The sequence below is a fragment of the Pseudomonas sp. B7(2017) genome (assembly GCF_002112745.1).
Lineage (GTDB): Bacteria > Pseudomonadota > Gammaproteobacteria > Pseudomonadales > Pseudomonadaceae > Aquipseudomonas > Aquipseudomonas ekonensis.
This window is the reverse complement of the sequence record NZ_NEIP01000002.1, coordinates 508,860-530,908: the sequence shown is the minus strand read 5'-3', so window position 1 is coordinate 530,908 and position 22,049 is coordinate 508,860. Positions and strand designations below refer to the sequence as shown.

At 64.6% G+C, this 22,049-nt stretch carries 19 protein-coding genes, 4 tRNA genes and 1 pseudogene; 10 read left to right on the top strand and 14 right to left on the bottom strand.

The window, feature by feature from the left end; genetic code table 11:
• Nucleotides 1-63 precede the first annotated feature (63 nt).
• The 4 genes from CAG29_RS05910 to CAG29_RS05895 all read right to left on the bottom strand — a co-directional run bounded on the left by CAG29_RS05910 (nt 64) and on the right by CAG29_RS05895 (nt 3,243).
• Nucleotides 64-843 carry an ABC transporter permease gene (locus CAG29_RS05910; RefSeq protein ID WP_085578141.1) on the bottom strand — a complete coding sequence of 260 codons (780 nt, stop codon included), beginning with the start codon at nt 841-843 and terminating at the stop codon, nt 64-66.
• The gene (locus tag CAG29_RS05905; RefSeq protein WP_085578142.1) at nt 840-1,772 is read right to left on the bottom strand and encodes an ABC transporter ATP-binding protein; all 933 of its coding nucleotides are present in this window, start codon (nt 1,770-1,772) and stop codon (nt 840-842) included. The genes CAG29_RS05910 and CAG29_RS05905 overlap by 4 nt, the downstream gene beginning before the upstream one ends.
• A gap of 132 nt (nt 1,773-1,904) precedes the next feature.
• Nucleotides 1,905-2,528, bottom strand: a complete 624-nt coding sequence (locus CAG29_RS05900; RefSeq protein ID WP_085578143.1) for a glutathione S-transferase family protein — start codon at nt 2,526-2,528, stop codon at nt 1,905-1,907.
• Between the two features lie 43 nt (nt 2,529-2,571).
• Nucleotides 2,572-3,243, bottom strand: coding sequence for a transglutaminase family protein (locus CAG29_RS05895; RefSeq protein WP_085693962.1), 672 nt, complete (start codon nt 3,241-3,243; stop codon nt 2,572-2,574).
• A 248-nt stretch (nt 3,244-3,491) separates the two neighbouring features.
• On the opposite strand from CAG29_RS05895, the gene CAG29_RS05890 reads away from it, so the two are divergent.
• Complete coding sequence (locus tag CAG29_RS05890; protein WP_085578145.1) at nt 3,492-5,939, top strand: acyl-CoA dehydrogenase; 2,448 nt, start codon at nt 3,492-3,494, stop codon at nt 5,937-5,939.
• An 88-nt stretch (nt 5,940-6,027) separates the two neighbouring features.
• Nucleotides 6,028-6,435, top strand: coding sequence for a PA2817 family protein (locus tag CAG29_RS05885; protein ID WP_085578146.1), 408 nt, complete (start codon nt 6,028-6,030; stop codon nt 6,433-6,435).
• 62 nt (nt 6,436-6,497) lie between these two features.
• On the opposite strand, the gene CAG29_RS05880 is transcribed toward CAG29_RS05885, so the two are convergent.
• Entirely contained in the window at nt 6,498-7,496 is a 999-nt protein-coding gene (locus CAG29_RS05880; RefSeq protein ID WP_085578147.1) for a LysR family transcriptional regulator, read from the bottom strand.
• Between the two features lie 90 nt (nt 7,497-7,586).
• Here CAG29_RS05880 and CAG29_RS05875 point away from each other — a divergent pair, with 90 nt between their 5' ends.
• From CAG29_RS05875 to CAG29_RS05860, 4 genes are all read left to right on the top strand, one after another.
• Nucleotides 7,587-8,213 carry a hypothetical protein gene (locus CAG29_RS05875; protein ID WP_085636710.1) on the top strand — a complete coding sequence of 209 codons (627 nt, stop codon included), beginning with the start codon at nt 7,587-7,589 and terminating at the stop codon, nt 8,211-8,213.
• 89 nt (nt 8,214-8,302) lie between these two features.
• A complete protein-coding gene (locus tag CAG29_RS05870) occupies nt 8,303-9,073 on the top strand; it encodes a 2OG-Fe(II) oxygenase (protein WP_085578149.1) in 771 nt (256 codons plus the stop codon).
• 1 nt (nt 9,074) lies between these two features.
• Nucleotides 9,075-9,713: a LysE family translocator gene (locus tag CAG29_RS05865; protein WP_085578150.1), complete on the top strand. Its 639-nt coding sequence runs from the start codon at nt 9,075-9,077 to the stop codon at nt 9,711-9,713.
• Between the two features lie 199 nt (nt 9,714-9,912).
• Complete coding sequence (locus tag CAG29_RS05860; protein WP_085693960.1) at nt 9,913-11,652, top strand: dipeptidase; 1,740 nt, start codon at nt 9,913-9,915, stop codon at nt 11,650-11,652.
• 153 nt (nt 11,653-11,805) lie between these two features.
• On the opposite strand, the gene CAG29_RS05855 is transcribed toward CAG29_RS05860, so the two are convergent.
• The 4 genes from CAG29_RS05855 to CAG29_RS05840 all read right to left on the bottom strand — a co-directional run bounded on the left by CAG29_RS05855 (nt 11,806) and on the right by CAG29_RS05840 (nt 12,218).
• Nucleotides 11,806-11,881: transfer RNA gene (locus CAG29_RS05855), tRNA-Gly, on the bottom strand.
• 3 nt (nt 11,882-11,884) lie between these two features.
• Nucleotides 11,885-11,960, bottom strand: a tRNA-Glu gene (locus tag CAG29_RS05850).
• Nucleotides 11,961-12,064: 104 nt separating this feature from the next.
• Nucleotides 12,065-12,140, bottom strand: a tRNA-Gly gene (locus CAG29_RS05845).
• A gap of 2 nt (nt 12,141-12,142) precedes the next feature.
• Nucleotides 12,143-12,218 (bottom strand) — tRNA-Glu (locus CAG29_RS05840).
• A 387-nt stretch (nt 12,219-12,605) separates the two neighbouring features.
• On the opposite strand from CAG29_RS05840, the gene CAG29_RS05835 reads away from it, so the two are divergent.
• Nucleotides 12,606-13,364, top strand: coding sequence for a hypothetical protein (locus CAG29_RS05835; RefSeq protein ID WP_225927212.1), 759 nt, complete (start codon nt 12,606-12,608; stop codon nt 13,362-13,364).
• A 79-nt stretch (nt 13,365-13,443) separates the two neighbouring features.
• Here CAG29_RS05835 and CAG29_RS28995 read toward each other — a convergent pair whose 3' ends face one another.
• The 4 genes and pseudogenes from CAG29_RS28995 to CAG29_RS05820 all read right to left on the bottom strand — a co-directional run bounded on the left by CAG29_RS28995 (nt 13,444) and on the right by CAG29_RS05820 (nt 17,846).
• Nucleotides 13,444-14,307 (bottom strand): methyl-accepting chemotaxis protein, encoded by an 864-nt coding sequence (locus tag CAG29_RS28995; protein WP_371857105.1) that lies wholly within the window; start codon nt 14,305-14,307, stop codon nt 13,444-13,446.
• Nucleotides 14,302-14,529 (bottom strand): annotated as a pseudogene (locus CAG29_RS28990) (HAMP domain-containing protein); the annotation flags it as partial. The pseudogene CAG29_RS28990 and the gene CAG29_RS28995, both read right to left, overlap by 6 nt.
• A 990-nt stretch (nt 14,530-15,519) precedes the next feature.
• Nucleotides 15,520-16,893: a PLP-dependent aminotransferase family protein gene (locus CAG29_RS05825; RefSeq protein WP_085578154.1), complete on the bottom strand. Its 1,374-nt coding sequence runs from the start codon at nt 16,891-16,893 to the stop codon at nt 15,520-15,522.
• 191 nt (nt 16,894-17,084) lie between these two features.
• Nucleotides 17,085-17,846: an SDR family oxidoreductase gene (locus tag CAG29_RS05820; protein WP_085578155.1), complete on the bottom strand. Its 762-nt coding sequence runs from the start codon at nt 17,844-17,846 to the stop codon at nt 17,085-17,087.
• A gap of 238 nt (nt 17,847-18,084) precedes the next feature.
• On the opposite strand from CAG29_RS05820, the gene CAG29_RS05815 reads away from it, so the two are divergent.
• Entirely contained in the window at nt 18,085-19,089 is a 1,005-nt protein-coding gene (locus CAG29_RS05815) for an NADP-dependent oxidoreductase (protein WP_085578156.1), read from the top strand.
• A gap of 76 nt (nt 19,090-19,165) precedes the next feature.
• Here CAG29_RS05815 and pyrF read toward each other — a convergent pair whose 3' ends face one another.
• Entirely contained in the window at nt 19,166-19,864 is a 699-nt protein-coding gene (gene pyrF, locus CAG29_RS05810; protein WP_170929932.1) for an orotidine-5'-phosphate decarboxylase, read from the bottom strand.
• 295 nt (nt 19,865-20,159) lie between these two features.
• Between pyrF and CAG29_RS05805 the strand changes: the two genes are divergently transcribed.
• On the top strand, nt 20,160-20,909 hold the full coding sequence (locus CAG29_RS05805) for a response regulator (protein ID WP_085578158.1): 750 nt from the start codon (nt 20,160-20,162) through the stop codon (nt 20,907-20,909).
• Nucleotides 20,909-21,958: a cell wall metabolism sensor histidine kinase WalK gene (locus tag CAG29_RS05800; RefSeq protein ID WP_085629663.1), complete on the top strand. Its 1,050-nt coding sequence runs from the start codon at nt 20,909-20,911 to the stop codon at nt 21,956-21,958. Before CAG29_RS05805 ends, CAG29_RS05800 begins: the two co-directional genes overlap by 1 nt.
• Nucleotides 21,959-22,049 lie beyond the last annotated feature (91 nt).

Sequence of the window (22,049 nt, the reverse complement as noted above, 5' to 3'; positions counted from 1 at the left end):
TTTTCTTTGGGGTGCCTGGTGTGCAGCCATCGCCAGCGGGCTGGCGATGAACGCAACCGGTTCTTAGGTGCGCATCCCGCGCCCGCTCACCAGCAACCGTGCGCAACCGATGTACAGCACCACCGTGGCCACCAGCATGAACGTGATGGCGGTGCCGATGCTGATGTCCGACACGCCGAGGATCCCGTAGCGGAACGCGTTGACCATGTGCAGCACCGGGTTGGCCAGCGACACGGTCTGCCAGAACGGCGGCAGCAGGCTGATCGAATAGAACACGCCGCCCAGGTAGGTCAGCGGGGTCAGCACGAAGGTCGGGATGATCGAGATGTCGTCGAAGTTGCGCGCAAACACCGCGTTGATGAAGCCCAGCAGCGAGAAGATCGTCGCGGTCAGCATCACCACCAGCACGGTCACGCCCAGGTGATGCACCTGCAGGCGGGTGAAGAACAGCGACAGCAGGGTCACGATGATGCCCACCATCAGGCCGCGCAGCACGCCGCCCAGGGTGTAGCCGACCAGGATCGTGTGCGGCGACACCGGGGAGACCATCAGTTCTTCGATGGAACGCTGGAACTTGCTGCCGAAAAAGCTCGACACCACGTTGCCGTAGGAGTTGGTGATCACCGACATCATGATCAGCCCCGGCACGATGTACTCCATGTAGGTGAAGCCGCCCATGTCGCCGATCTGCCGGCCGATCAGGTTGCCGAAGATCACGAAGTACAGGACCATGGTGATCGCCGGCGGCAGCAGGGTCTGCGGCCAGATCCGGGTGAAGCGTTTGACCTCGCGGTAGACGATGGTGTTCAGGGCGACGAGGTTGGGGCGCAGTTCGGAACTCATACCGCCACCTTCGACAGGTTCTTCTCGACCAAAGACACGAACAGCTCCTCGAGGCGATTGGTTTTGTTGCGCAGGCTCAGCACTTCGATGTTCTGCAGGGCCAGTTGGCCGAACAGCGCGGTGATGCCCATGGATTTGTCGACCTGGACCTCCAGGGTGTGGCCGTCCACCAGCCGGCACGGATAGCCGGCCAGTTGCGGCGCGGCCTGCAGGCCGGTCTTGAGGTCGAGCAGGAAGGTCTCCACATGCAGTTGGCCGAGCAGTTGCCGCATGCTGGTGTTCTCGACGATGGTGCCGTGGTCGATGATGCCGATGTTGCGGCACAGCTGCTCGGCCTCCTCCAGGTAATGCGTGGTGAGGATGATCGTGATGCCCTTCTGGTTGAGCTCGGTGAGGAAGCTCCACATCGAGCGGCGCAGTTCGATGTCGACGCCTGCGGTCGGTTCGTCGAGGATCAACAGGCGCGGCTCGTGGATCAGCGCGCGGGCGATCATCAGGCGCCGCTTCATGCCGCCGGACAGCGAACGCGACGGCACGTCGCGCTTGTCCCACAGGCCGAGCTGGGTCAGGTACTGCTCGGCGCGCTCCTTGGCGATCCGCGCCGGGATGCCGTAGTAGCCGGCCTGGGTCACGACGATGTCGAAGGTCTTTTCGAACTGGTTGAAGTTGAACTCCTGGGGCACCACGCCGATCGAGCGCTTGAGCGCGGCGGGGTTCTTGTCCAGGTCGTTGCCGAAAATGTTGACCGTGCCGCTGGTCTTGTTCACCAGGGTCGACAGGATGCCGATGGTCGTGGACTTGCCGGCGCCGTTGGGGCCGAGCAAGGCGAAGAAATCACCTTCGGCGACGTCCAGATCGATACCGTTCAAGGCCTGGAACCCGTTGCCGTAGGTTTTGGTTAGCTGCCGGATGGACAGAGCGGAACTCATATCGGATTTACGCACCAAGAAGGAAATATGGAATGGGGAAAAGCCGGCGGCGAGGGAAACAACCGCGACGCATGGGCGCCATGGTGCTTGCCGTCGCCGCACAAGTACAGTCAAGTGTGTCGATAGTAGGTATTAAGTCAACGCGGTCATGACCGCCTTGCGGTAAGCCGGACGCTGCTTCAGTCGCTCGTACCAGGCCTGCAGGTGCGGCAGCGGCGCCCGCTCGATGGGCATTTCGAACCAGGCATAGATGAAACTGCCCAGCGGAATGTCGCCCATGCCGATTTCGTTTCCGGATAAGTACGGCTGCTGCTTCAGGGCTTCGTCGGCCATCGCCAGCAGCCCTTCGCATTCCTTGACGGCGGCGTGGATCGCCGGCCAGTCCTGTTGCTGGGCCGGCGTGCGCAGCACACCCCAGAACACGGTGCGAAACGGCCCGGCGAAACTGGAGGTCGTCCAGTCCATCCACTTGTCGGCGACGGCGCGGGTGCGCGGATCGGCCGGATACCAGGCGGTGCCGGCCGCATGCGTGGCCAACAGGTAACGGACGATGGCGTTGGACTCCCACAGCACCAGACCGTCGTCCTCGATCACCGGCACCCGGCCGTTCGGGTTCATGGCCCGGTACTGCGGCGTATCGACCACGCCGAACGCGCCGCCGGCATCGATCGCCTCGTAGGCCAGCCCCAGCTCTTCGGCGGCCCACAGCGGTTTCCTGACATTCGACGAATTCTTGCGACCCCAGATCTTCAGCATGACCGCCTCCTTTCCATTGAACGGGCGGGCAGCATACGCCGGATCAGCCGCCCTTGGCATCACACGTCAGGTCGCCCTGCATGTCTCCCAGCAACGGCGGTTGCCCCTCGCCGAACAGGTGCGGGTAGCACTGCCTGATATGCCCGAAAAACAAGTCGTCCGGCACGTCGGCGAACTGGCCGTGATCCACCAGGTACTCCATCAGCAGTTCGCCGTCGCGGTTGTAGGGGTGGAACACGCTGTCATGGATCCCGTCGAATTCCAGCGGCGCGACGTTGAACAGCTCGCAGAGCCCTTGGTTGAACGCCGGCGTGGCCTTGACCCAGCGGCCGTCCAGGAACAGCTCGGTGTAACCGTGCATGGCGAACACATCGCTCCTGAGCAGCTCCAGCAGGCGCGGGGTCGACAGATGATTGCGCACGTCGGCCAGGCCGATGCGCGCGGCGATCCCGCAATGCCGTGCGCAACCGGCCAGCAGCGTGGCCTTGGGCACGCAATAGCTCTCGCCCGCGGCCAGGGCATAACTGCCGCGCAGGGTGTCCGGGTCGCGGCTGAAGGTATAGGGGTTGTAGCGCACCGCCTCGCGCACGGCGTAATAGAGACTGACCGCCTGCGCGCGCGGATCGCGGTCCGGGCCACGGTGCAGTTCTGCGAACTCCACCACCGCGGGGTGGTCGCTATCAATGAAGCGGCCGGGACTCAAATACTCGCGCATGACGGTTATCTCCTGGGTGAATCCCGAGTCTAGCGAGCGCCCGGGCGCAGAGATAACGACGTTTCGGCCAAACATGCACGCAAAGCTGCGGGATTGACGAACGATTTCCCACAGCTGTTGCCCACCGAACTTACGAAAGCCATCCGGGGCTTCCCACGCGTTCAGTCAGCCCGATCCGACCGTCCGTTTTCGCGGATGCCGTCTAAGCTCTGGGAGGTCGTTTTGCCCTGGTTCACGGAGGACTCAATATGCTGTTGTTGTGGATACTGGTTCTGATCGTCGGCGTGGCGTATCTCGCCCATCGCCGGACCGCACCGCTGCCGGCGCTGGGCATCGTCGCCGCCTACCTGCTGGCCATGGGCATTTTCGGGCGGGCTCCCGGCGGGCTCTTGCTGGTGTTATGGATCGTACTGGCGCTGGTCGCCGCCCCGCTGCTGCTGCCGGACCTGCGTCGCCGGCACTTCAGCGCACCGCTGTTCGCCTGGCTCCAGAAGACCCTGCCGCCGATGTCGCAGACCGAACGCGACGCCATCGACGCCGGCACGGTCTGGTGGGACGGCGAACTGTTCAGCGGGCGTCCCGACTGGGACAAGCTGCTGTCCTATCCCAAGGCCGAGCTGACCGAAGAGGAACAGGCGTTCATCGACGGCCCCACCGAAGAACTGTGCGCGATGGTCAGCGACTGGCAGATCGGCCAGGCGATGGATCTGCCGCCCGAAGCCTGGACGCACATCAAGGAACACGGCTTCTTTGCCCTGATCATTCCCAAGGAGTTCGGCGGCAAGGGCTTCTCGGCCTATGCCCACTCCCAGGTGGCGATGAAGCTGGCCACCCGCAGCGGCGACCTCGCCTCAACGGTCATGGTGCCCAACTCCCTGGGGCCGGCCGAGCTGCTGCTGCACTACGGCACCGACGAGCAGCGCAACCACTATCTGCCGCGCCTGGCCCGTGGCGACGACATCCCGTGCTTCGCCCTCACCGGGCCGCTCGCCGGCTCCGACGCCGGCGCCATGCCCGACACCGGCATCATCTGCAAAGGCCAGTGGGAAGGCGAGGAAACCCTCGGCCTGCGCCTGAACTGGGAAAAGCGCTACATCACCCTCGGCCCGGTCGCCACCCTGCTCGGCCTCGCCTTCAAGGCCTATGACCCCGATCACCTGCTGGGCGACCAAGAGGACCTGGGCATCAGCCTGGCTCTGATCCCCACCGACACCCCCGGCGTGAACATCGGCCGTCGCCACCTGCCGCTGGGCGCGGCGTTCATGAACGGACCGAACTCGGGAACGGACGTGTTCATCCCCCTGGACTTCCTCATCGGCGGTCGGGACATGCTCGGCAAGGGCTGGATGATGCTGATGAACTGCCTGTCGGTGGGGCGTTCGATCTCGTTGCCGGCGGTCGGCACCGGCGCGGCCAAGTTCACCAGCCTGGTGACCGGGCAGTACGCGCAGGTTCGCGAGCAGTTCAACGTGCCGCTGTCCGCCTTCGAAGGCATCCAGGAAGCCATGGCGCGCATCGGCGGCAACGCCTGGATGATGGACGCCGCGCGGATGCTGACCGCCAATGCGGTGGACCTGGGCGAGAAGCCTTCGGTGCTGTCGGCGATCCTCAAGTACCACCTCACCGAACGCGGCCGCGAATGCATCAGCCACGCCATGGACGTGCACGGCGGCAAGGCGATCATCATGGGCCCGAACAACTACCTGGGGCGCAGCTGGAACGGCGCGCCGATCTTCATCACCGTCGAAGGCGCGAACATCCTGTCGCGCAACCTGATGATCTTCGGCCAGGGCGCGATCCGCTGCCATCCGTTCGTGCTCAAGGAAATGGCCCTGGCCGGCCGCGAAGACAAGGAACAGGCGCTGAAGGAGTTCGACGGCCTGTTGCTCAGGCACATCGGCTTCGCCGTGGGCAACGCCGCCAGCACCCTGGTGCTGAACCTGGGCCTGGGCCACTTCGAAAAGGCGCCGGGAAACCGGCTCAGCCAAGGGTATTTCCGCGCGCTCAACCGCCAGGCGGCGGCCTTCGCCCTGCTGGCCGACCTGAGCATGATGCTGCTGGGCGGCGAACTGAAGCGCCGCGAACGGCTGTCGGCGCGGCTGGGCGATGTGCTGAGCAACCTGTACCTGGCCTCGGCGGCGCTCAAGCGCTACCACGACCTGGACTCACCGGAGCACATGGAGCCGCTGTTCACCTGGGCGATGGAGGAAAGTCTCGGCCAATCGGAGAAGGCGCTGGACGAGTTGCTGACCAACTTCCCGAACCGGGTGTTCGGCTGCCTGCTGCGGCTTGTCGTGTTTCCGTTCGGCCGACGCCACAAGGGCCCGTCGGACAGGCTCGGCGCCGAAGTGGCGGCCGTCATCGGCCGCGCCAAGGGGGATCCGGCCTTGGAGGAACTGCTAGGCGGCTGCTATCGCCCGCAGTCGGCCGAGGATCCGGTGGGCGCCCTGCAGCACGCCAGCGACCTGCTGTCGGCTGCGCAGCCGTTGCACAAAAAGCTGCACACGGCGCTCAAGAGCGGGCAGGTCAGACCGTCCGCAGGGGAACATGCCATCGAAGCGGCGCTGGAGGCCGGCGTGCTGCAGCCGATGGAGGCCCAGACCCTGCGCAACGCCGAGGCGGCGCGACGCAAGGTGATCGATGTCGATGACTTCGACAAGGCGCAACTGGCGCTGGCCGAAGGCAAGGTGCGCTGAGCCTTCGGGCCCTGCGGCGCTTTGACCGTGAAAAAGGGGCGCGGTGGCTTTATACTCCGCGCCCGTTTTGCTCTTGAGGACTTATCCCGTGTCCAACATCGTTGCCGATCATCTGGTTTTGCTCGACCACCTGCGCACCATCCTGGTCGCCGTGGGCGAGGCTGATCAAGTGCCTGAAGAGAGCCATGCCCTGTTCCTGGAGCGCTTCGACGAGCTCCGCGCACAACTGCCGGTCGACCCGATCGAGAGCCAGTACCTGGGCCAGGACATCCTGTGCCAGATCATCAGCCGCTACCCGCAGATCGCCCACCTGATCCCGCGGGATCTGCTGTGGTACTTCGGCGGCGACTGCCTGCACTACCTGGCCGACGAAGAGATCGACCTTTACCAGGCGCTGGAAGAGCGTCGCTACGAAGCCGAACAGAACGACGAACCGTTCGACTGGAACCAGGAAAAGCAGTTGCTGGCGATGCCGGACCAAGACATCAAGCACTGAGTCTCCCGGTGATACGAAAAGGCCCGCATGGTTGTCCATGCGGGCCTTTTCATTGCGCTTGCCTACAGCAGGCCGTCGCTTTCCGGCAGTTCGTAGGCGGCCATGACCTTGTTCGCGCCACCCGGCTTGCCGGGCTTGCTCAGGGTCGGTTCCTTTTCCAGGCACGCCACCAGATAGTCGATGAACACCCGCAGCTTGGGCGGCAAATACCGCGTCGGCGAATGCAGCAACCACAACCCGCCGTGGTAGGACGCCAGGAACGTCCAGTCCGGCAGCACCTGCACGACCAGGCCCTGCTCCAGGGCATAACGGGCGGTGAAGTACGGCAGGCTGCCGATCCCGATGTGCTGCAGCACCGCCCCCAAGCGCACGCCGGTGTGGTTGGCGGCATACCGGCCGCGTACGCCGACGGTCACTGACTTGCTGCCTTTCTTGAACTTCCAGCGCGCATCGCTCGGGGTTTCGCCCAGATAGATGCAACTGTGGTTGAGCAAATCGTGGGGGTGGGTCGGCGTGCCGTGTTCGGCCAGATACTGCGGCGTGGCGCACAACAGATGGTCGATGGTCAGCAACTGACGCCCGACCAGCCCGGCCGGAGGGCGGTCGGTGATGCGGATCGCCAGGTCGACATGATCGTCGATCAGATCCACCTGACGGTCCTCCAGCAACAATTCCACATCGACCTTGGGATAGCGGCGCAAGAACTCCGGCATGTGCGGATGGATCACGAACCGCCCCACCGCTTTCGGCACGCTGACCCGCACCAGCCCTTCGGCCTCATGGGTGTACTGGCCACTGATCTCCATCACCGACCTGGCGGCGCTGACCATTTCCCGGCAACGCTTGAACACCTCTTCCCCGCCATCGCTCAGGCGCAGCTTGCGTGTGGTGCGCTGCAGCAGCCGCGTGGCCAGAGCCTTCTCCAGACGGGAAATGCTGCGGCTGACCGCTGATGGCGAAGAGCCCAGTTGGCGGGCCGCCTCGGAGAAGCTGCCGGTCTCCACGACCTTGACGAAGATCGCCATTTCACCCAGCAGCGGCAGCGGTAGATTTATGCTCACAGCGCAACAGTCCTTTGATCTTTGAACGGATTATCACGTTATTGCACGATTCATATAATTAAAAAAGAAACTTTAATAAGGGCATGGAATATGACGCTCCGCCTCTTTTTCCATAGTGATGACCTCAAGGCCAATGTGGAAGTCCTCGACTGCACGCCCCACGAAAGCGAATTCGCCGTGGTGCTGCGCGCGACCCTGTTCCACCCGCAAGGCGGCGGCCAGCCCTGCGACACCGGATGGATCGGCGAAAGCCAGGTGCTGCGCGTGGTGCAAGAGCCGGAGCGGATCGTCCACTACGTCGACCGGCCGGTTGCGCCGGGCATGGTGCAGATCCGCGTCGACGAACAACGCCGCCGCTTCAACACCCGTATGCATTCGGCCGGCCACCTGATCGGCCATTTCGTGCAGGCCCTGGGCTGGACGCCCGTAAAGGCCCATCACTGGCCGGACGAAGGCCGGGTACAGTTCAAGCCGGGGGACGCAGCGCAGGAAGTCGACGCGCAGACCGTTCAGTACGGCATCGGGCAATGGATCGAACACGACCTGCCCCGCTTGACCTCCCTGCGCGAAGGCGCACGGGAAATCGGTTTCGGTGCGCTGCCGGCCTACGGCTGCGGCGGCACCCATGTACGTAGCCTGAAGGATTTGGGCACAGTCACGATCGCGTCCCTTTCGCAGAAAAAGGGCACGTTATCCGTCCACTACAGCGTGGATTGAGCATTTCGGACGCTGACTTGCGCAGCGTCCGACGCCGGGGAACCGCCTTCGCCGGTTCCGTTGACTATTCGATAGATGGACCTGACAACATGATGCTTGACGTCGAGCGTCTCGATGAGACGTGCATAAAAAAACTGGCCAACGAAGAAGTCCTCGCCATCCGCGTCAAAGGCTTTTTGCCCCAGGCGCTGGCGATCCAGATTGGCGACAAAATCCTGGCCCCCGGCTTCGAGGGCTACATCAACGCCCCCAGCATCGGCCGCATCGGCATGGCCTTCTACGAGGCGGAAAACCAGCCGCTGCTGATCGAGGACTACTTCGAACGCGCCACCAGCAACATCGCTGAGTTGCGCAACCGCTGCGCGCCCTACTCTTCGCCGGTCGACACCTTGCGCTGCATGCTCGACGAATCCTGGCCCGCCGGGGCCCATCTGGAAAACCTCTACGGCCGCAAGATGTACGTCGGCCTCTCCCGGGTGGTGAAGCCGGGCGTGTGCTTCCTGGCCCACCACGACATTTTCGCCAAGGATGCGCCGGAAAGTTTCCAGGCCAAGAGCCTGGCGGCGCAGTTCGCCTGCAACGTGTACCTGAACATGCCGACCGAAGGCGGCGCGCTGCAGATGTGGAACGACGACATCTCCCCCGACCGGTTCGACGAAATGCGCGGCGACAGCTACGGCATCGACCCGCAGCTGCTCGGCCCGCCAGCGCTGGAAGTGCGGCCGCAGCCGGGGGATTTCATCATGTTCAACTCGCGGCGCATGCATTCGGTGACGCCCGGCGTGGCCGATCCGCGCCTGAGCCTGTCCTTCTTCGTGGGCTACCGCGGCAACGCTTCCCCCCTGACTTTCTGGAGCTGAAATGCAATCGAACTATCTGGGCGAGTTTCTCGCGCTGGCCACTATCCACTTTCTGGCCGTGGTCGCTCCCGGGCCGGACTTCGCCGTCACCATCCGCCAAAGCGTGCGTTTCGGCCGGCTGGTCGGCATCTGCACGGCGCTGGGCATCGGCGCAGGCATTTCCGTGCACGTGCTGTACACCCTGCTGGGCGTCGGCGCCTTGATGCACGCCACGCCCTGGCTGCTGACGGTGGCCAAGGTGGTGGGCGGCGCCTACATCTTCTACCTCGGCATCAGCCTGATCCGCAGCCAGCCCAAGTCGGCCCTGGAAGGAGACAAGCCCACGACCGAAACGCCTGAGGGACAGTCGCTGTTCAAGGCCTTCACCACCGGGTTCCTGACCAACGCCACCAACCCCAAGGCCACGCTGTTTTTCCTGGCGATCTTCACCACCGTCATCAGCGCCACCACGCCCCTTGAAATACAGGCGCTGTACGGCGTCTGGATGTGCAGCGTGAACGCCTTGTGGTTCGTGATCGTCGCGCTGTTCTTCTCCAGCAGCCGGGTGCGCCTGCTGTTCATGCGCCTGGGACACTGGTTCGAGCGCAGCATGGGGGTGATCCTGATTCTGTTTGCCGGGCGTCTGGTGCTGTCGATGTAGCACAGTCGGATCAGTGAAAGGCTCGACCCGTCAGTCAGGGTCGGGCCTTTTTCGTTTCTGCGCCGAATTTGCGGTTCTGTGCGACAGATCCCGTTTCCGGGGCTCCCCTATCGTGGGATGGCGGTGTTAGTTTGGAAAAGTATCTGTCTGATCGTTCAGACATTTCCCACTCACCGCCTGCAAAGGAATGCCCACAGCAATGAACGTCCCCTTCAAGCGCCTAGCCGCTTCGACCCTAATCCTGGCCGGCCTGTCCGCGCTCGCCCTGCCTGCCGCCGCCAACGTCACGCCGCAGCAGAGCGCGGCCATCATCAAAACCTTCAGCGAGACGCCGGCCACCGATTTCCGGCAGTTTCTGGGCAACCTGGCCAAGAGCGACCTGGGCAACACCGCAGACGTCGGCCCGGCCATCAAGGCATTCCTCGACAACAAGGACCTGACCGCCGAACAACGCAACGAGATCCATCGCCTGCTCGGCCTCTATACCCGGGTCAAGTACGGCAATGCGGCCAAGGAGACCCTGCGCGAACTGGTGGAGATCCCGACCTTCCGCAAGGACGGCGTCGCCCAGCACGAGAACCCTGAATTCATCAAGATCGCCGACAAGATCAAAAGCCTCGCCCAGGCGTTCAACCTGAACTATCGCAACATCGACAACCGCGTCTACGAGATCTCCCTGGAAGGCAGCGGCAAGGAAGTCGTGGGCATCCACGCCCACGCCGACGTGGTGCCGGTGACGCCGGAGAACTGGGTTCTGCAGGACGGCACCCGCCTCGACCCGTTCAAGGTCACCGTGATCGGCGACCGCATGTACGGACGCGGCACCGAAGACGACAAGAACGGCATTGTGGTGACGCTGTACGCGATGAAGGTCATCAAGGAAGAGAAGCTGCCGCTGGCGCGCAACTTCAAGCTGCTGGTGGACACCACCGAAGAGACCACCGGCGATGCGATCCCTTACTACTTCGAACGCAACCCGACGCCGGAGTACAACCTCGCGCTGGACGGCGGCTACCCGGTGGTGATCGCCGAAAAGGGCTACGGCACCGTGATGGCCCATTTCCCTCTGCGCAAGGCCGAGGGCAAGGGCGCCGAGATCGTTTCGATGACCGGCGGCCTGGCGACCAACCAGATTCCTTCGGTTTCGGTCGTCACCCTGGTGACCGACAAGCCCGCCGAACTGGCGGCCGGCCTGCAGAAGGCCGGCGATGAGTACGCCAAACGCAACGGCGGGGACTTCCAGATTAGCGCCAAGGTCGACGGCAAGGACGTCAAACTCTCGGTCACCGGTGTTTCCGCCCACTCCTCCGAACCCGAATCCGGGGTGAACCCGGTGGCGCGGATGCTCGATTTCATTCACGGCCTCGACGGCAAAGTCGCGCTCAAGCGCAACGCCTACACCGATGCGGCCCGCTACGCCGCCGACAACTGGGGCCTGGACTACAAGGGCAACAAGCTGGGCGTGGGCTTCTCGGATGCGTTCATGGGGCCGCTGACCACCTCCTTGACCTATGTCGGGAAAGACGAGAAAGACTTCAAGCTGGCGGTGAACCTGCGCGTGCCGAAGGGCAAGACGCCGGAGGTGCTCAAGACGGAAATCGCCGACAAGCTGGCGGCCTGGAGCAAGAAGAACAAGGTCGCGGTCAACTTCGACTACTCGGTGGCCGAACCGATGTACCGCAATCCCGAAGGCGAGTGGGTCAAGGCCTTGCTGGCCGTGGCCAGCGAAAACCTGGGCATGAAGCATGAGTTCGGCACGTCGGCCGGCGCCACGTCGGTGCACGAATTGCCCAACGGCGTGCAGTTCGGCCTGGCCCGGCCTGAAGAGAAGTACACCGGCCACACCGACGGCGAGTTCAAGACCAACGAGCAGTTTTTGCTGGATCTGCAGATCGTGACGGAAATGATGGGACGCATCGGGCAATTGCCGACGCTTTGAGGAGATGACAGGGCCTGCCCGAGCGGCGGGCCCGACCCTTCAGCGCTGCATTGGCTGACGCACCGCCAGCGCGGGCAGGCTCGCGCCCACAGGCCACACAAACTCTGGACAAACAAAAACGCCGCTCATCTCTGAGCGGCGTTTCTGTGAAATTGGAGCGGGAAACGAGACTCGAACTCGCGACCCCGACCTTGGCAAGGTCGTGCTCTACCAACTGAGCTATTCCCGCAAATGGCGTCCCCTAGGGGACTCGAACCCCTGTTACCGCCGTGAAAGGGCGGTGTCCTAGGCCACTAGACGAAGGGGACACGCTACCCGGAACACATGGTGTGTGTTTCGGTGTCCAGATCCGCATCCGAAGACTTGGTTCTGGTTTCACTCGACCCTGCCCGAAAGCAGTGCCGTTTAAAATTGGAGCGGGAAACGAGACTCGAACTCGCGACCCCGACCTTGGCAAGGTCGTGCTCTACCAACTGAGCTATTCCCGCATTGGCGTCCCCTAGGGGACTCGAACCCCTGTTACCGCCGTGAAAGGGCGGTGTCCTAGGCCACTAGACGAAGGGGACACGCTACAACATTCACTCCCTGCTTCGTTTCGCTGTGTGCTTTACGCTGCAAGTGGCGCGCATTCTATGGATGGTTTGAGAGGTCGTCAACCCCCTGATATAAATTTATTTAAATCAATGACTTCGACCTGCTTTCAGAGGCCGTCCGGGCTTTTCTGCCGTCCGGCGTTTGACGCCTATATTCCGACACCCGCCAAGGCGCTATAGTCCACGGCATAGGTGATGGCAATCTGAACCCCACGCGCCAGCATTCATATAAGCAGGCGCCTGGCCGATACAGGTTCAGCCACGCCGATCCAACTCGTCGAGCGGCCCTAGGCGCGTAAATGCCTAGCCACTACACTCGATCGTGAACCCTATAAAGAGGTCTTACCGGTGACACCACTCATGATCACCCTGCTAGTCGTAGCCGGGATCGCCCTACTGATCGCCATTGGCTACATGAACCATGTGGTGGAAAACAACAAACTGGAGAAGGCCCGCACCAAGGTCGAGCTCAACGACCGCCTGCGCCGCTGCGGCGAACTGACCGAAACCTTCCCCGGCCAGTTCATGACCCCGGCCCTCAAGCTGCTGCTGACCCGTCTGGAGCTGAACGTCTGCCAGCGCCTGCTGAACCTGGAAAAGACCAGCGCCACCACCAAGGCACGCATCACCGAACTGAGCGCGCTGGTGGCCCAGGGCGAATCGATCCCGGTCAACAACCCGCCGTCGCCGATCCAGACCGAAGCCAAGGCCAAGGACGTGCGCTTCCTGCTCGAAGCCCTGCACGGCCAGATCACCCGCGCCGCTCAGGACGGCTTCCTGCCGCCGAACGAAGCCAAGCACTGGGTCCGCGAGGTGCGCCATATCCTGGTGCTGCTGCACATCGAGTTCTTCAACAACCTCGGCCAACACTTCCTGCAGCAGAACCAGCCGGGCCAGGCCCGCCTGGCCTTCGAGCGCGGCGTCCAGTACCTGCGCAAGCAGCAGGACCCACGGATCTACGCCGAACAGCTGGAGTACCTGGAAAAGCTCCTGGCCCGGGCCAACGCGCAGGTCATGGACAAGATCGCGCCGGTGGAAGGCGAAGAGAACCAGTTGACCGCCGGCCTGAAGGAAGTCGAAGCCGATGCGGACTGGAAGAAACGTGTGATCTACGACTGATCGGATCCGCAATGAGAAAAGCCACCGCAAGGTGGCTTTTTTGTGGCTGGCATAAACCGGGGCGCGTCGCGCGTGGGGTTCAGAGCCTGAAGTGCCCCACCATCCCCTTCAGTTCATGCCCCAGCTGCGCCAGTTCCACGCTGGACGCCGCATTGCCCTGCATCGCAATCGAGGACTGGTCCGCGCTCGCCCGGATGCTGGTCACGCTGCGGTTGATCTCCTCGGCCACGGAACTCTGTTCCTCGGCCGCCGCCGCGATCTGCTGATTCATCTGCTGGATCAACGACACCGCCGCCGCGATGCTGCCTAGCGCGCTTTCCGTCTGCAGGGCATCGCTGACCGCCAGCTTCACCAGTTCGCCGCTGCTCTGGATCTGCTGCACCGACGCATGCGCCGCCGCCCGGAGCGCGCTCACCAGCCGCTCGATCTCTTCCGTCGACTGCTGGGTACGCCGCGCCAGCGCGCGTACCTCGTCGGCCACCACCGCGAAGCCCCTGCCCTGCTCGCCGGCCCGGGCCGCCTCGATGGCCGCGTTGAGCGCCAGCAGGTTGGTCTGCTCGGCGACACTCTTGATCACACCGAGCACCGTGCCGATGTTCTGGATTTCCGCGCTGAGGCTTTCGATGCTGGAACTGGCGGTCGTCGCCGACTCCGCCAACTGCTCGATGCGCGCCATGCTCTGGCGCACTACCTGCTGGCCGCTCTCGACCTTGCCGTCGGCCGTCTGCGCCGCCAGCGCCGCCTCTTCAGCGTTGCGCGCCACGTCATGGACGGTGGCGGTCATCTGGTTCATGGCCGTGGCGACCTGTTCGGTCTCTTCCTTCTGGCTGCTGACCTCAAGGTTGGTCTGCTCGGTGACCGCCGACAGCGACTGCGCCGAACCGGCCAATTGCTCGATGCCCGCCTGCAATCCGCTGACGATGGCACTGAGCCCGTCGCCCATCTGCTGCATGGCGGCCATCAGTTGGCCGATCTCATCGCGGCGGGTCACTTCCACCTTCGAACTCAGGTCGCCGGCGGCGATCTGCTGCGCGACACGGATCACGCTGCGCAGCGGCGCGACGATCAGGCGGGTGATCACCCAGGCCGCGACCAGGCCCACCAGCAACGCCAACGCCGAAGACCCGACGATCAGCACCGAGTTTTTCTTCAGTTCCGCCTGCATCGCGCCGTCTTCGTCGGCATAGGCCTGATCGACCCGCGCCACCACCTCGGCGGCGCGCTGATGCAGTTGTTCGTACACGGTCTTTTCCTGAGCCAGCAGGCCGGTGTACTCGGCCAGCTTGTCGTTGAAACCGGCGATGTGCCCGGACACCTCGTTGAGCACCGTCAGATAGCCCTCGTCCTTGACCGTCGTCTTCAACTGCTCGGCCTGGGACAAGGCCTGGGCCGCCTGCTCGATGTTGCCTTTGCCGGCGCTGTCGGCATCGCCCTTGCGGCTCTGGTCCAGGCGCACCCGCGCCTCGTTCATCGCCTGCAGCATCAGGCGCGACACCTGGCTGACCTGGCTGGCCTGCTCAATGAACTGCGCACCGTCCTTGCCCTCGGAATCCTTGAGGGTGTACGCGCCGTCATCGGCCAGACCGGCCTGCAGCACGTCCAGGTTGTTGGCCACGCTGGACACCGACCAGCTGGCCATCTCCAGCGCCAGATCCTTGGCCTGGGTCAGGGACACGAACTCGTCGAACGCCTTGCGGTAGGCGCCCAGCGACTGTTCGACGTCGCTCATCACCGAAGCGTTGACCGCCGATTGCGCCTTGAGCTGTGCGGCCAGGGCCAACAGGCCGTCGACGCCCTCGTGCAAGGCGTCGACGGTTTTCGGATTGGCGTGCAGCGCGTAGTCCTGCTCCAGCAGACGCACCTTGAGCAGGCCGCTGTTGAGCGATGACATCTGCTTGAGGCCGTCGAAGCGCTGACTGATCGTTTGCAGGGACCAGACGCCGATGGCTGCCACCAGGGCGGTCAACAGCAGCACCAGAACAAACCCGACACCCAGTTTTTTCGCCATACCGAGGTTGGCAAAATGTCCTTGCACGGCCGAAATCATTGCGCGTAGTCCCCTGCCATTGTCTGTAGCCGAAGATTCGCAACGGCCATGGAACAGCACAAGTCTCTGGCGTCGGAATAATGGCAAAAAGCTAGACACCCGTCGTTTTCAGAACATTCGAGGTCGATCTGCCGCCACTCCCCGGAAGAACCGCCGGGCCCGGGGATCGCAGGCGTAGGCCACGTTGATGCGCTGCCAGTCGCTGCATTCGCCGCTGGGGCTGAACGCATCGGCCGATGCCAGCATCACGCCGCAACCGCGCGCCCGCTCGCGCACCCGCGCCTGGTCGTCCCGGGTCGGGCGGGCCCAGATGAACAGCCCCCCTGCCGGTTTGCCGAACACCTCCCAATCGGCCTCCTCCAACATCTCCAGCGCGGCCGTGCGGTCGGTGCTCAGACGCTGCCGCTGACGCTGCACCAGTTTGCGGTAGGCACCGCTGGCCAGCAGGCTCGCCATCACCGCTTCGCAGAAGCCCGACCCGCCCAGGCTGCTGACCGTCTTGACGCGGGCCAACTGCGCGATGGTGTCGGCATCGGACGCCACGAAGCCGACCCGCAGCGAACTGCTGAGGGTCTTGGAGAAACTGCCGACGTAGATCACGCCCTGCCCGTCGCCCTGGGCCGCCAGCCGTACGCCTCGGCCATGATGCAGGTCCGCGTAGACGTCGTCTTCGATCAGACGCACGCCGTGGGTCGTGCACAGTTGCAGGACCCGCCTGGCCACCGCCGGCGCCAGGCTGCTGCCCGTGGGGTTCTGGTGATGGCTGTTGATGAACAGTGCCTTGGGCCGCAGGCTTCGGATCAGCGCCTCGAGCGCCTCGGTGTCCGGACCGTCGGGCAGCCGCCGCACCTCGAGCATGCGCACGCCCTGCAACCGCAGGAGATCGAACAGCGGCGCGTAGCCGGGGGACTCGACGAGCACGCTATCGCCCGCCTTGAACAGCGCCCGTACGATCAGGTCGAGGCCCTGGCTGGCCCCGGCCGTGGTCAGCACCTGTTCGTCGCCGACCTGGATGTCCAGGCCCTTGAGGCGTTTGACGATCTGCGCGCGCAGGGCCGGCAGACCCAGCGGCGTGCCGTAGTTGAACAGGCCGGCCATGTCCGTGCGGGCCACCTGACGGATCGCATAGCTGAGGTCATCGGGTTCGCGCCAGCTCTCGGGCAGCACGCCGCAGCCCAGCATCAACGCCTCGGCCTGGCCTGGCGCCCCCACGGCATAGGCGGCGCCGCTACATCTCACCGAGCCTCCCGGGGCCACCATGAAGCCCGAACCCGGCCGCGCCGCCAAAAGGCCTTGGGCCACCAGACGCTCGCAGGCCTCGGCCACGCACGACTGGCTGAGCAGGTTGCAGCGCGCGATCTGCCGTACGGACGGCAATCGCGTGGACGGGGCCACGTCGCCCTGCAGGATCCATTCGGTCAGTCCGTCAACGATCTGCTGGACGACGGGCACCAGTGCCTGTCGATCAATTCTCAATTCCATGAGCAAGCCAACTCCTGTCCGTTTTGCTGACGGCAGTAAAGCACAGCGGCGCCGGGCACGTTGTGCGACAACGCCGCCAAAAGGGGCTCCCCTAACTATTTGAAATACAATGTTTAAATGGCTCACCGAGCCAGTTGAAAACAAAAAACCCGCACGAAGGCGGGTTTCCCGAGGCGTTGTCCCGCCTGCATTCAGAACGCCGTGACGCCGCCGTCCACCGCCAGGGAATGGCCGGTGGTGAACGCCGCGCCGTCGCTGCACAGGTACAGCACCGCGCTGGCGATCTCCTCGACCTTGCCGATGCGGCCGACCGGATGCATCGCGTTGGCGAACTCGCCTTTCTTCGGATCGGCCTCGTAGGCCCGGCGGAACATGTCGGTGTCGATCACCGCCGGACACACAGCGTTGACCCGGATCTTTTTCTTGGCGTACTCGATGGCCGCCGACTTGGTCAGGCCGATCACCGCATGCTTGGAGGCGGCATAGATGCTCATCTTCGGCGCGGCGCCGAGCCCGGCCACCGACGCGGTGTTGACGATCGCCCCGCCACCCTGGGCCAGCAACAGCGGCAACTGGTACTTCATGCACAGCCAGACGCCCTTGACGTTGACGCCCATGATCGCGTCGAACTCGTCCATCGAGCCTTCGGCCAGCTTGCCCTTCTCGATCTCGATGCCGGCGTTGTTGAAGGCATAGTCGAGACGGCCGTAGGCGTTGATCACTTCGTCCATCAGATTTTTCACTTCGCTTTCGACGGTGACGTTGCAGCGCACAAAGGTCGCTTCACCGCCGGCGGCGCGGATCAGCGCCACCGTGCCTTCCCCTCCGGCCGCATCCAGGTCCGCCACCACCACCTTCAGGCCCTCGGCGGCGAACGCCAGGGCGGTGGCGCGGCCGATGCCGTTGGCCGCGCCCGTCACTACGGCAACCTGGCCGGAAAACGTCATGCTCATTGTTGTGTCCTCGAAGGATTGTCAGCACAGGGAAACATCGGCGTCGAGGATAGCCACAACGGCCGGCGGCGCGTCAGCACTATCAAGAGCCCCGTTGGCGGCCCATGGATCCCAGTGATGGATACCCCTGCAGCACTATCACCGAATCGGATAAACCTGCATTCGCCCCGTCAGCCGACCTTGCGGCATCGGCGATGACGGTCTATCAACAAGGCTTCACACCGTCCGAGTGCCTGCCATGACTACCCAGAACAACCGCCAGTTCCTGCTCGCCAACCGCCCCGTGGGCGCCGCGACCCGCGAAACCTTCACCTATCAGACCGTACCGGTCGGCGAACCGGCGGCCGGGCAGATCCTGGTCAAGAACGAATACCTGTCCCTGGATCCGGCCATGCGCGGCTGGATGAACGAAGGCAAGTCCTACATTCCGCCGGTGAACATCGGCGAGGTCATGCGCGCCTTGGGCGTGGGCCGGGTCACCGCCTCGAACCACCCCGGTTTCGCGGTCGGCGACTACGTCAACGGCGCCTTGGGCGTGCAGGACTACTACCTCGGCGAGCCGAAGGGCTTCTACAAGGTCGATCCGAAACTGGCGCCGCTGCCGGTCTATCTGTCGGCGCTGGGCATGACCGGCATGACCGCCTACTTCGCGCTGCTGGACGTCGGCGCACCGAAGGCCGGCGACACGGTGGTGCTGTCCGGCGCGGCCGGGGCCGTGGGCAGCATCGCCGGGCAGATCGCGAAAATCAAAGGCTGCCGGGTGGTCGGCATCGCCGGCGGCGCCGACAAGTGCAAGTACCTGGTCGATGAACTGGGCTTCGACGGGGTCATCGACTACAAGAGCGAAAACGTGCTGGCCGGCCTCAAGCGCGAATGCCCGAAAGGCGTGGACGTGTACTTCGACAACGTCGGCGGCGACATCCTCGACGCGGTGCTCAGCCAACTGAATTTCAAGGCGCGGGTGGTGATCTGCGGCGCCATCAGCCAGTACAACAACAAAGAAGCGGTCAAAGGCCCGGCCAACTACCTGTCGTTGCTGGTCAACCGCGCACGGATGGAAGGGTTCGTGGTGCTGGACTACGCCGCGCAGTACGCCGACGCCGCCAAGGAAATGGCCGGCTGGCTGGCCAAGGGACAGCTCAAGAGCCGGGAAGACATCGTCGAAGGGCTGGAGACCTTCCCCGAGACGCTGGCGAAGCTGTTCAGCGGCGAGAACTTCGGCAAGTTGGTGCTGAAGGTCTGAAGCCCCCGGAAACCACTGCGGGAGCGACGGTGCAAGGTTGCACCGCCGCTCCCGCAGATGTTCGGCTATGTCCGGGTCAGGCCAGCTCGGCCACGACCGCCGCCAGGGCCTTGGCCGGATCCGCCGCCTGGCTGATCGGGCGACCGATCACCAGGTAGTCGGAGCCTGCGTCCAGCGCCTGGCGCGGGGTCAGGATACGGCGCTGGTCGTCCTGGGCGCTGCCCGCCGGACGGATCCCCGGGGTCACCAGTTGCAGCGCCGGATGCGCCGCCTTCAAGGCCTGGGCTTCCTGGGCCGAGCACACCAGGCCGTCCATTCCGGCCTTTTCGGCCAAGGCGGCCAGGCGCAGCACCTGCTCCTGAGGCTCGATGTCCAGGCCGATGCCGGCCAGATCCTCGCGCTCCATGCTGGTCAGCACGGTCACGCCGATCAGCAGCGGCTGCGGGCCGCTGCGCTTGGCCAGCTCTTCGCGGCAGGCCGCCATCATGCGCAGGCCGCCGGAGCAGTGCACGTTGACCATCCACACACCCATCTCGGCGGCGGCCTTGACCGCCATCGCGGTGGTGTTGGGGATGTCATGGAATTTCAGGTCAAGGAACACCTCGAACCCCTTGTCGCGCAGGGTGCCGACGATTTCCGAGGCGCAGCTGGTGAACAGTTCCTTGCCCACCTTGACCCGGCACAGCTTCGGGTCCAACTGGTCGGCCAGCTTCAGGGCGGCGTCACGGGTGGGGAAATCCAGGGCGACGATGATGGGCGTCTGGCAGGCGGACATGGGCGGGCTCTCAGGCAAGTCGAAATCGGCGCGCATTGTAGCGGAACCGGCGCCCGCGCGGCACCCGATGATCGGCAAATCGTGGCGAAGGCCGTGTCCGGGGCGGCGTTCGGCGCTATTGTGTCGATCCCGATACACAACCGACACGCCGGCAACATGCGTGCGCGCTAGCCTCGCCCGCCGCAACACGTCCCTACAGCAGCCCTTCCCGCCCCACGGCCGGACGCCTATGCTGAAACCACAACCTCGCAGCCTATCTTTGTGGTTGGCGGCCCACTGGCAGATGAACAGCCCCATGCACAACACCCAAGCCCCCGTGAACGAAGAGCACAAAGACGACAAGCGCTGGAGCATCCGCGCGCTGATCGTCGACGATGACGTGCCGATCCGCGAGCTGATGATCGACTACCTGGCCCGCTTCAACATCCACGCCAGCGGTGTCAGCGACGGCGCCGCCATGCGCCAGGCCCTGCTGGCCGAACATTTCGACGTGGTGGTGCTCGACCTGATGCTGCCCGGCGAGGACGGTCTGTCGCTGTGCCGCTGGCTGCGCGCCGAGTCGGACATCCCGATCCTGATGCTCACCGCCCGCTGCGAACCCACCGACCGCATCATCGGCCTGGAACTGGGCGCCGACGACTACATGGCCAAGCCGTTCGAGCCCCGGGAGCTGGTGGCGCGGATCCAGACGATCCTGCGTCGTGTGCGCGACGACCGCACCGAGCAGCGCGCCAACATCCGCTTCGACAACTGGCGCCTGAACAGCGTCCTGCGCCAGCTGATCGCCGACGACGGCCTGGTCGTGCCGCTGTCCAACGCCGAGTTCCGCCTGCTGTGGGTCTTCATCGAACGCCCGCGCCGGGTGCTCAGCCGCGAACAGCTGCTCGACGCCGCCCGGGGCCGCTCGATCGAGGCGTTCGACCGCAGCATCGACCTGCTGGTGTCGCGCCTGCGGCAAAAGCTGGGCGACGACCCGAAAGCGCCGCAGCTGATCAAGACCGTGCGCGGCGAGGGCTACCTGTTCGACGCGCGGGACATCGGCTGATGCGGGCGCGCTTCGACACGCTGTTCGGCCGCCTGTTCGGCGTGCTCTTTCTGGCGATCGTCCTGGCGCACCTGTTGGCCTTCGCCTGGTTCAGGCTGTACGGCCCTCCGCCGCCGCCCCCGATGCCTGCGCAGTTCTCCGGGCAGTTCGACCCCAAGCGGCCGCCGGACCCGCGCTTTGCCCAACGCCCTCCCCGGCCCTGGTTCGGCGGCCCGCTGGTGCCGCTGACCTTCCAGTTCGTCTCGCTGATGATTGCCGCCTGGTACGGCGCCAAGCTGCTGAGCCGGCCGATCCAGCGCCTGAGCGACGCCGCCGAACGCCTGAGCGAGGATCTCGACAGCCCGCCGCTGGACGAATCCGGCCCGCGGGAGGCGCGGCAGGCGGCGCACACCTTCAACCTGATGCAGCGACGCATCCGCGAGCAGGTGCAGCAGCGCGCCCGGATGCTCGGCGCGGTGTCCCATGACCTGCGCACGCCGCTGTCGCGCCTGAAGCTGCGCCTGGAGAACATCAGCGACGACCGCCTGCAAGGCCAGATGCGCCAGGATCTGGACGACATGATCGGCATGCTCGACGCCACCCTGACCTACCTGCACGAACAGCGCACCAGCGAAGCGTTGCAGTGGATGGACGTGCAGGCGCTGGTCGAGTCGTTGTGCGAGAACGCCCAGGATCAGGGCGCCGACGTCCAGGTCAGCGGCCACTGCGCGCCGTTGCAGGTGCAGCCGATGGCGCTGCGTTCGTGCATCAACAACCTGATGGACAACGCCCTGCGCTACGCCGGCCAGGCGCACATCGAACTGCACGACCAACGCGGGCACTTGCTGATCCGGGTGGTCGATCACGGCCCCGGCATCGCGGCGGACAAACGCGAAGCGGTGTTCGAGCCGTTCTACCGGCTGGAAGGCTCGCGCAACCGCAACTCCGGCGGCGTCGGCCTGGGCATGACCATCGCCCGGGAGGCGGCGCAGCGCCTCGGCGGGCAACTGACCCTGGAAGAGACCCCGGGCGGCGGTCTCACCGCCGTCATCCTCCTGCCCCGCGCCTGAGATCCGGCCGAGCCCTCTATGAGGGCGAGCCTGCTCGCGATAGGGCCCTCACCCCCACCAGAGAGACTGGCTGACAGAACGCCTTCGCCAG

Excerpts from the sequence above, each read along its gene's own strand:
- CAG29_RS05825 (WP_085578154.1), bottom strand. The coding sequence starts at position 16,893 with ATGGAATTGAGAATTGATCGACAGGCACTGGTGCCCGTCGTCCAGCAG.
- CAG29_RS05800 (WP_085629663.1), top strand. The coding sequence starts at position 20,909 with ATGCGGGCGCGCTTCGACACGCTGTTCGGCCGCCTGTTCGGCGTGCTC.
- CAG29_RS05900 (WP_085578143.1), bottom strand. The coding sequence starts at position 2,528 with ATGCTGAAGATCTGGGGTCGCAAGAATTCGTCGAATGTCAGGAAACCG.
- CAG29_RS05835 (WP_225927212.1), top strand. The coding sequence starts at position 12,606 with ATGATCACCCTGCTAGTCGTAGCCGGGATCGCCCTACTGATCGCCATT.
- CAG29_RS05820 (WP_085578155.1), bottom strand. The coding sequence starts at position 17,846 with ATGAGCATGACGTTTTCCGGCCAGGTTGCCGTAGTGACGGGCGCGGCC.
- CAG29_RS05860 (WP_085693960.1), top strand. The coding sequence starts at position 9,913 with ATGAACGTCCCCTTCAAGCGCCTAGCCGCTTCGACCCTAATCCTGGCC.
- CAG29_RS05905 (WP_085578142.1), bottom strand. The coding sequence starts at position 1,772 with ATGAGTTCCGCTCTGTCCATCCGGCAGCTAACCAAAACCTACGGCAAC.
- CAG29_RS05870 (WP_085578149.1), top strand. The coding sequence starts at position 8,303 with ATGATGCTTGACGTCGAGCGTCTCGATGAGACGTGCATAAAAAAACTG.
- CAG29_RS28995 (WP_371857105.1), bottom strand. The coding sequence starts at position 14,307 with ATGGGCGACGGGCTCAGTGCCATCGTCAGCGGATTGCAGGCGGGCATC.
- CAG29_RS05890 (WP_085578145.1), top strand. The coding sequence starts at position 3,492 with ATGCTGTTGTTGTGGATACTGGTTCTGATCGTCGGCGTGGCGTATCTC.
- CAG29_RS05815 (WP_085578156.1), top strand. The coding sequence starts at position 18,085 with ATGACTACCCAGAACAACCGCCAGTTCCTGCTCGCCAACCGCCCCGTG.
- CAG29_RS05875 (WP_085636710.1), top strand. The coding sequence starts at position 7,587 with ATGACGCTCCGCCTCTTTTTCCATAGTGATGACCTCAAGGCCAATGTG.
- pyrF (WP_170929932.1), bottom strand. The coding sequence starts at position 19,864 with ATGTCCGCCTGCCAGACGCCCATCATCGTCGCCCTGGATTTCCCCACC.
- CAG29_RS05805 (WP_085578158.1), top strand. The coding sequence starts at position 20,160 with ATGCACAACACCCAAGCCCCCGTGAACGAAGAGCACAAAGACGACAAG.
- CAG29_RS05910 (WP_085578141.1), bottom strand. The coding sequence starts at position 843 with ATGAGTTCCGAACTGCGCCCCAACCTCGTCGCCCTGAACACCATCGTC.
- CAG29_RS05895 (WP_085693962.1), bottom strand. The coding sequence starts at position 3,243 with ATGCGCGAGTATTTGAGTCCCGGCCGCTTCATTGATAGCGACCACCCC.
- CAG29_RS05865 (WP_085578150.1), top strand. The coding sequence starts at position 9,075 with ATGCAATCGAACTATCTGGGCGAGTTTCTCGCGCTGGCCACTATCCAC.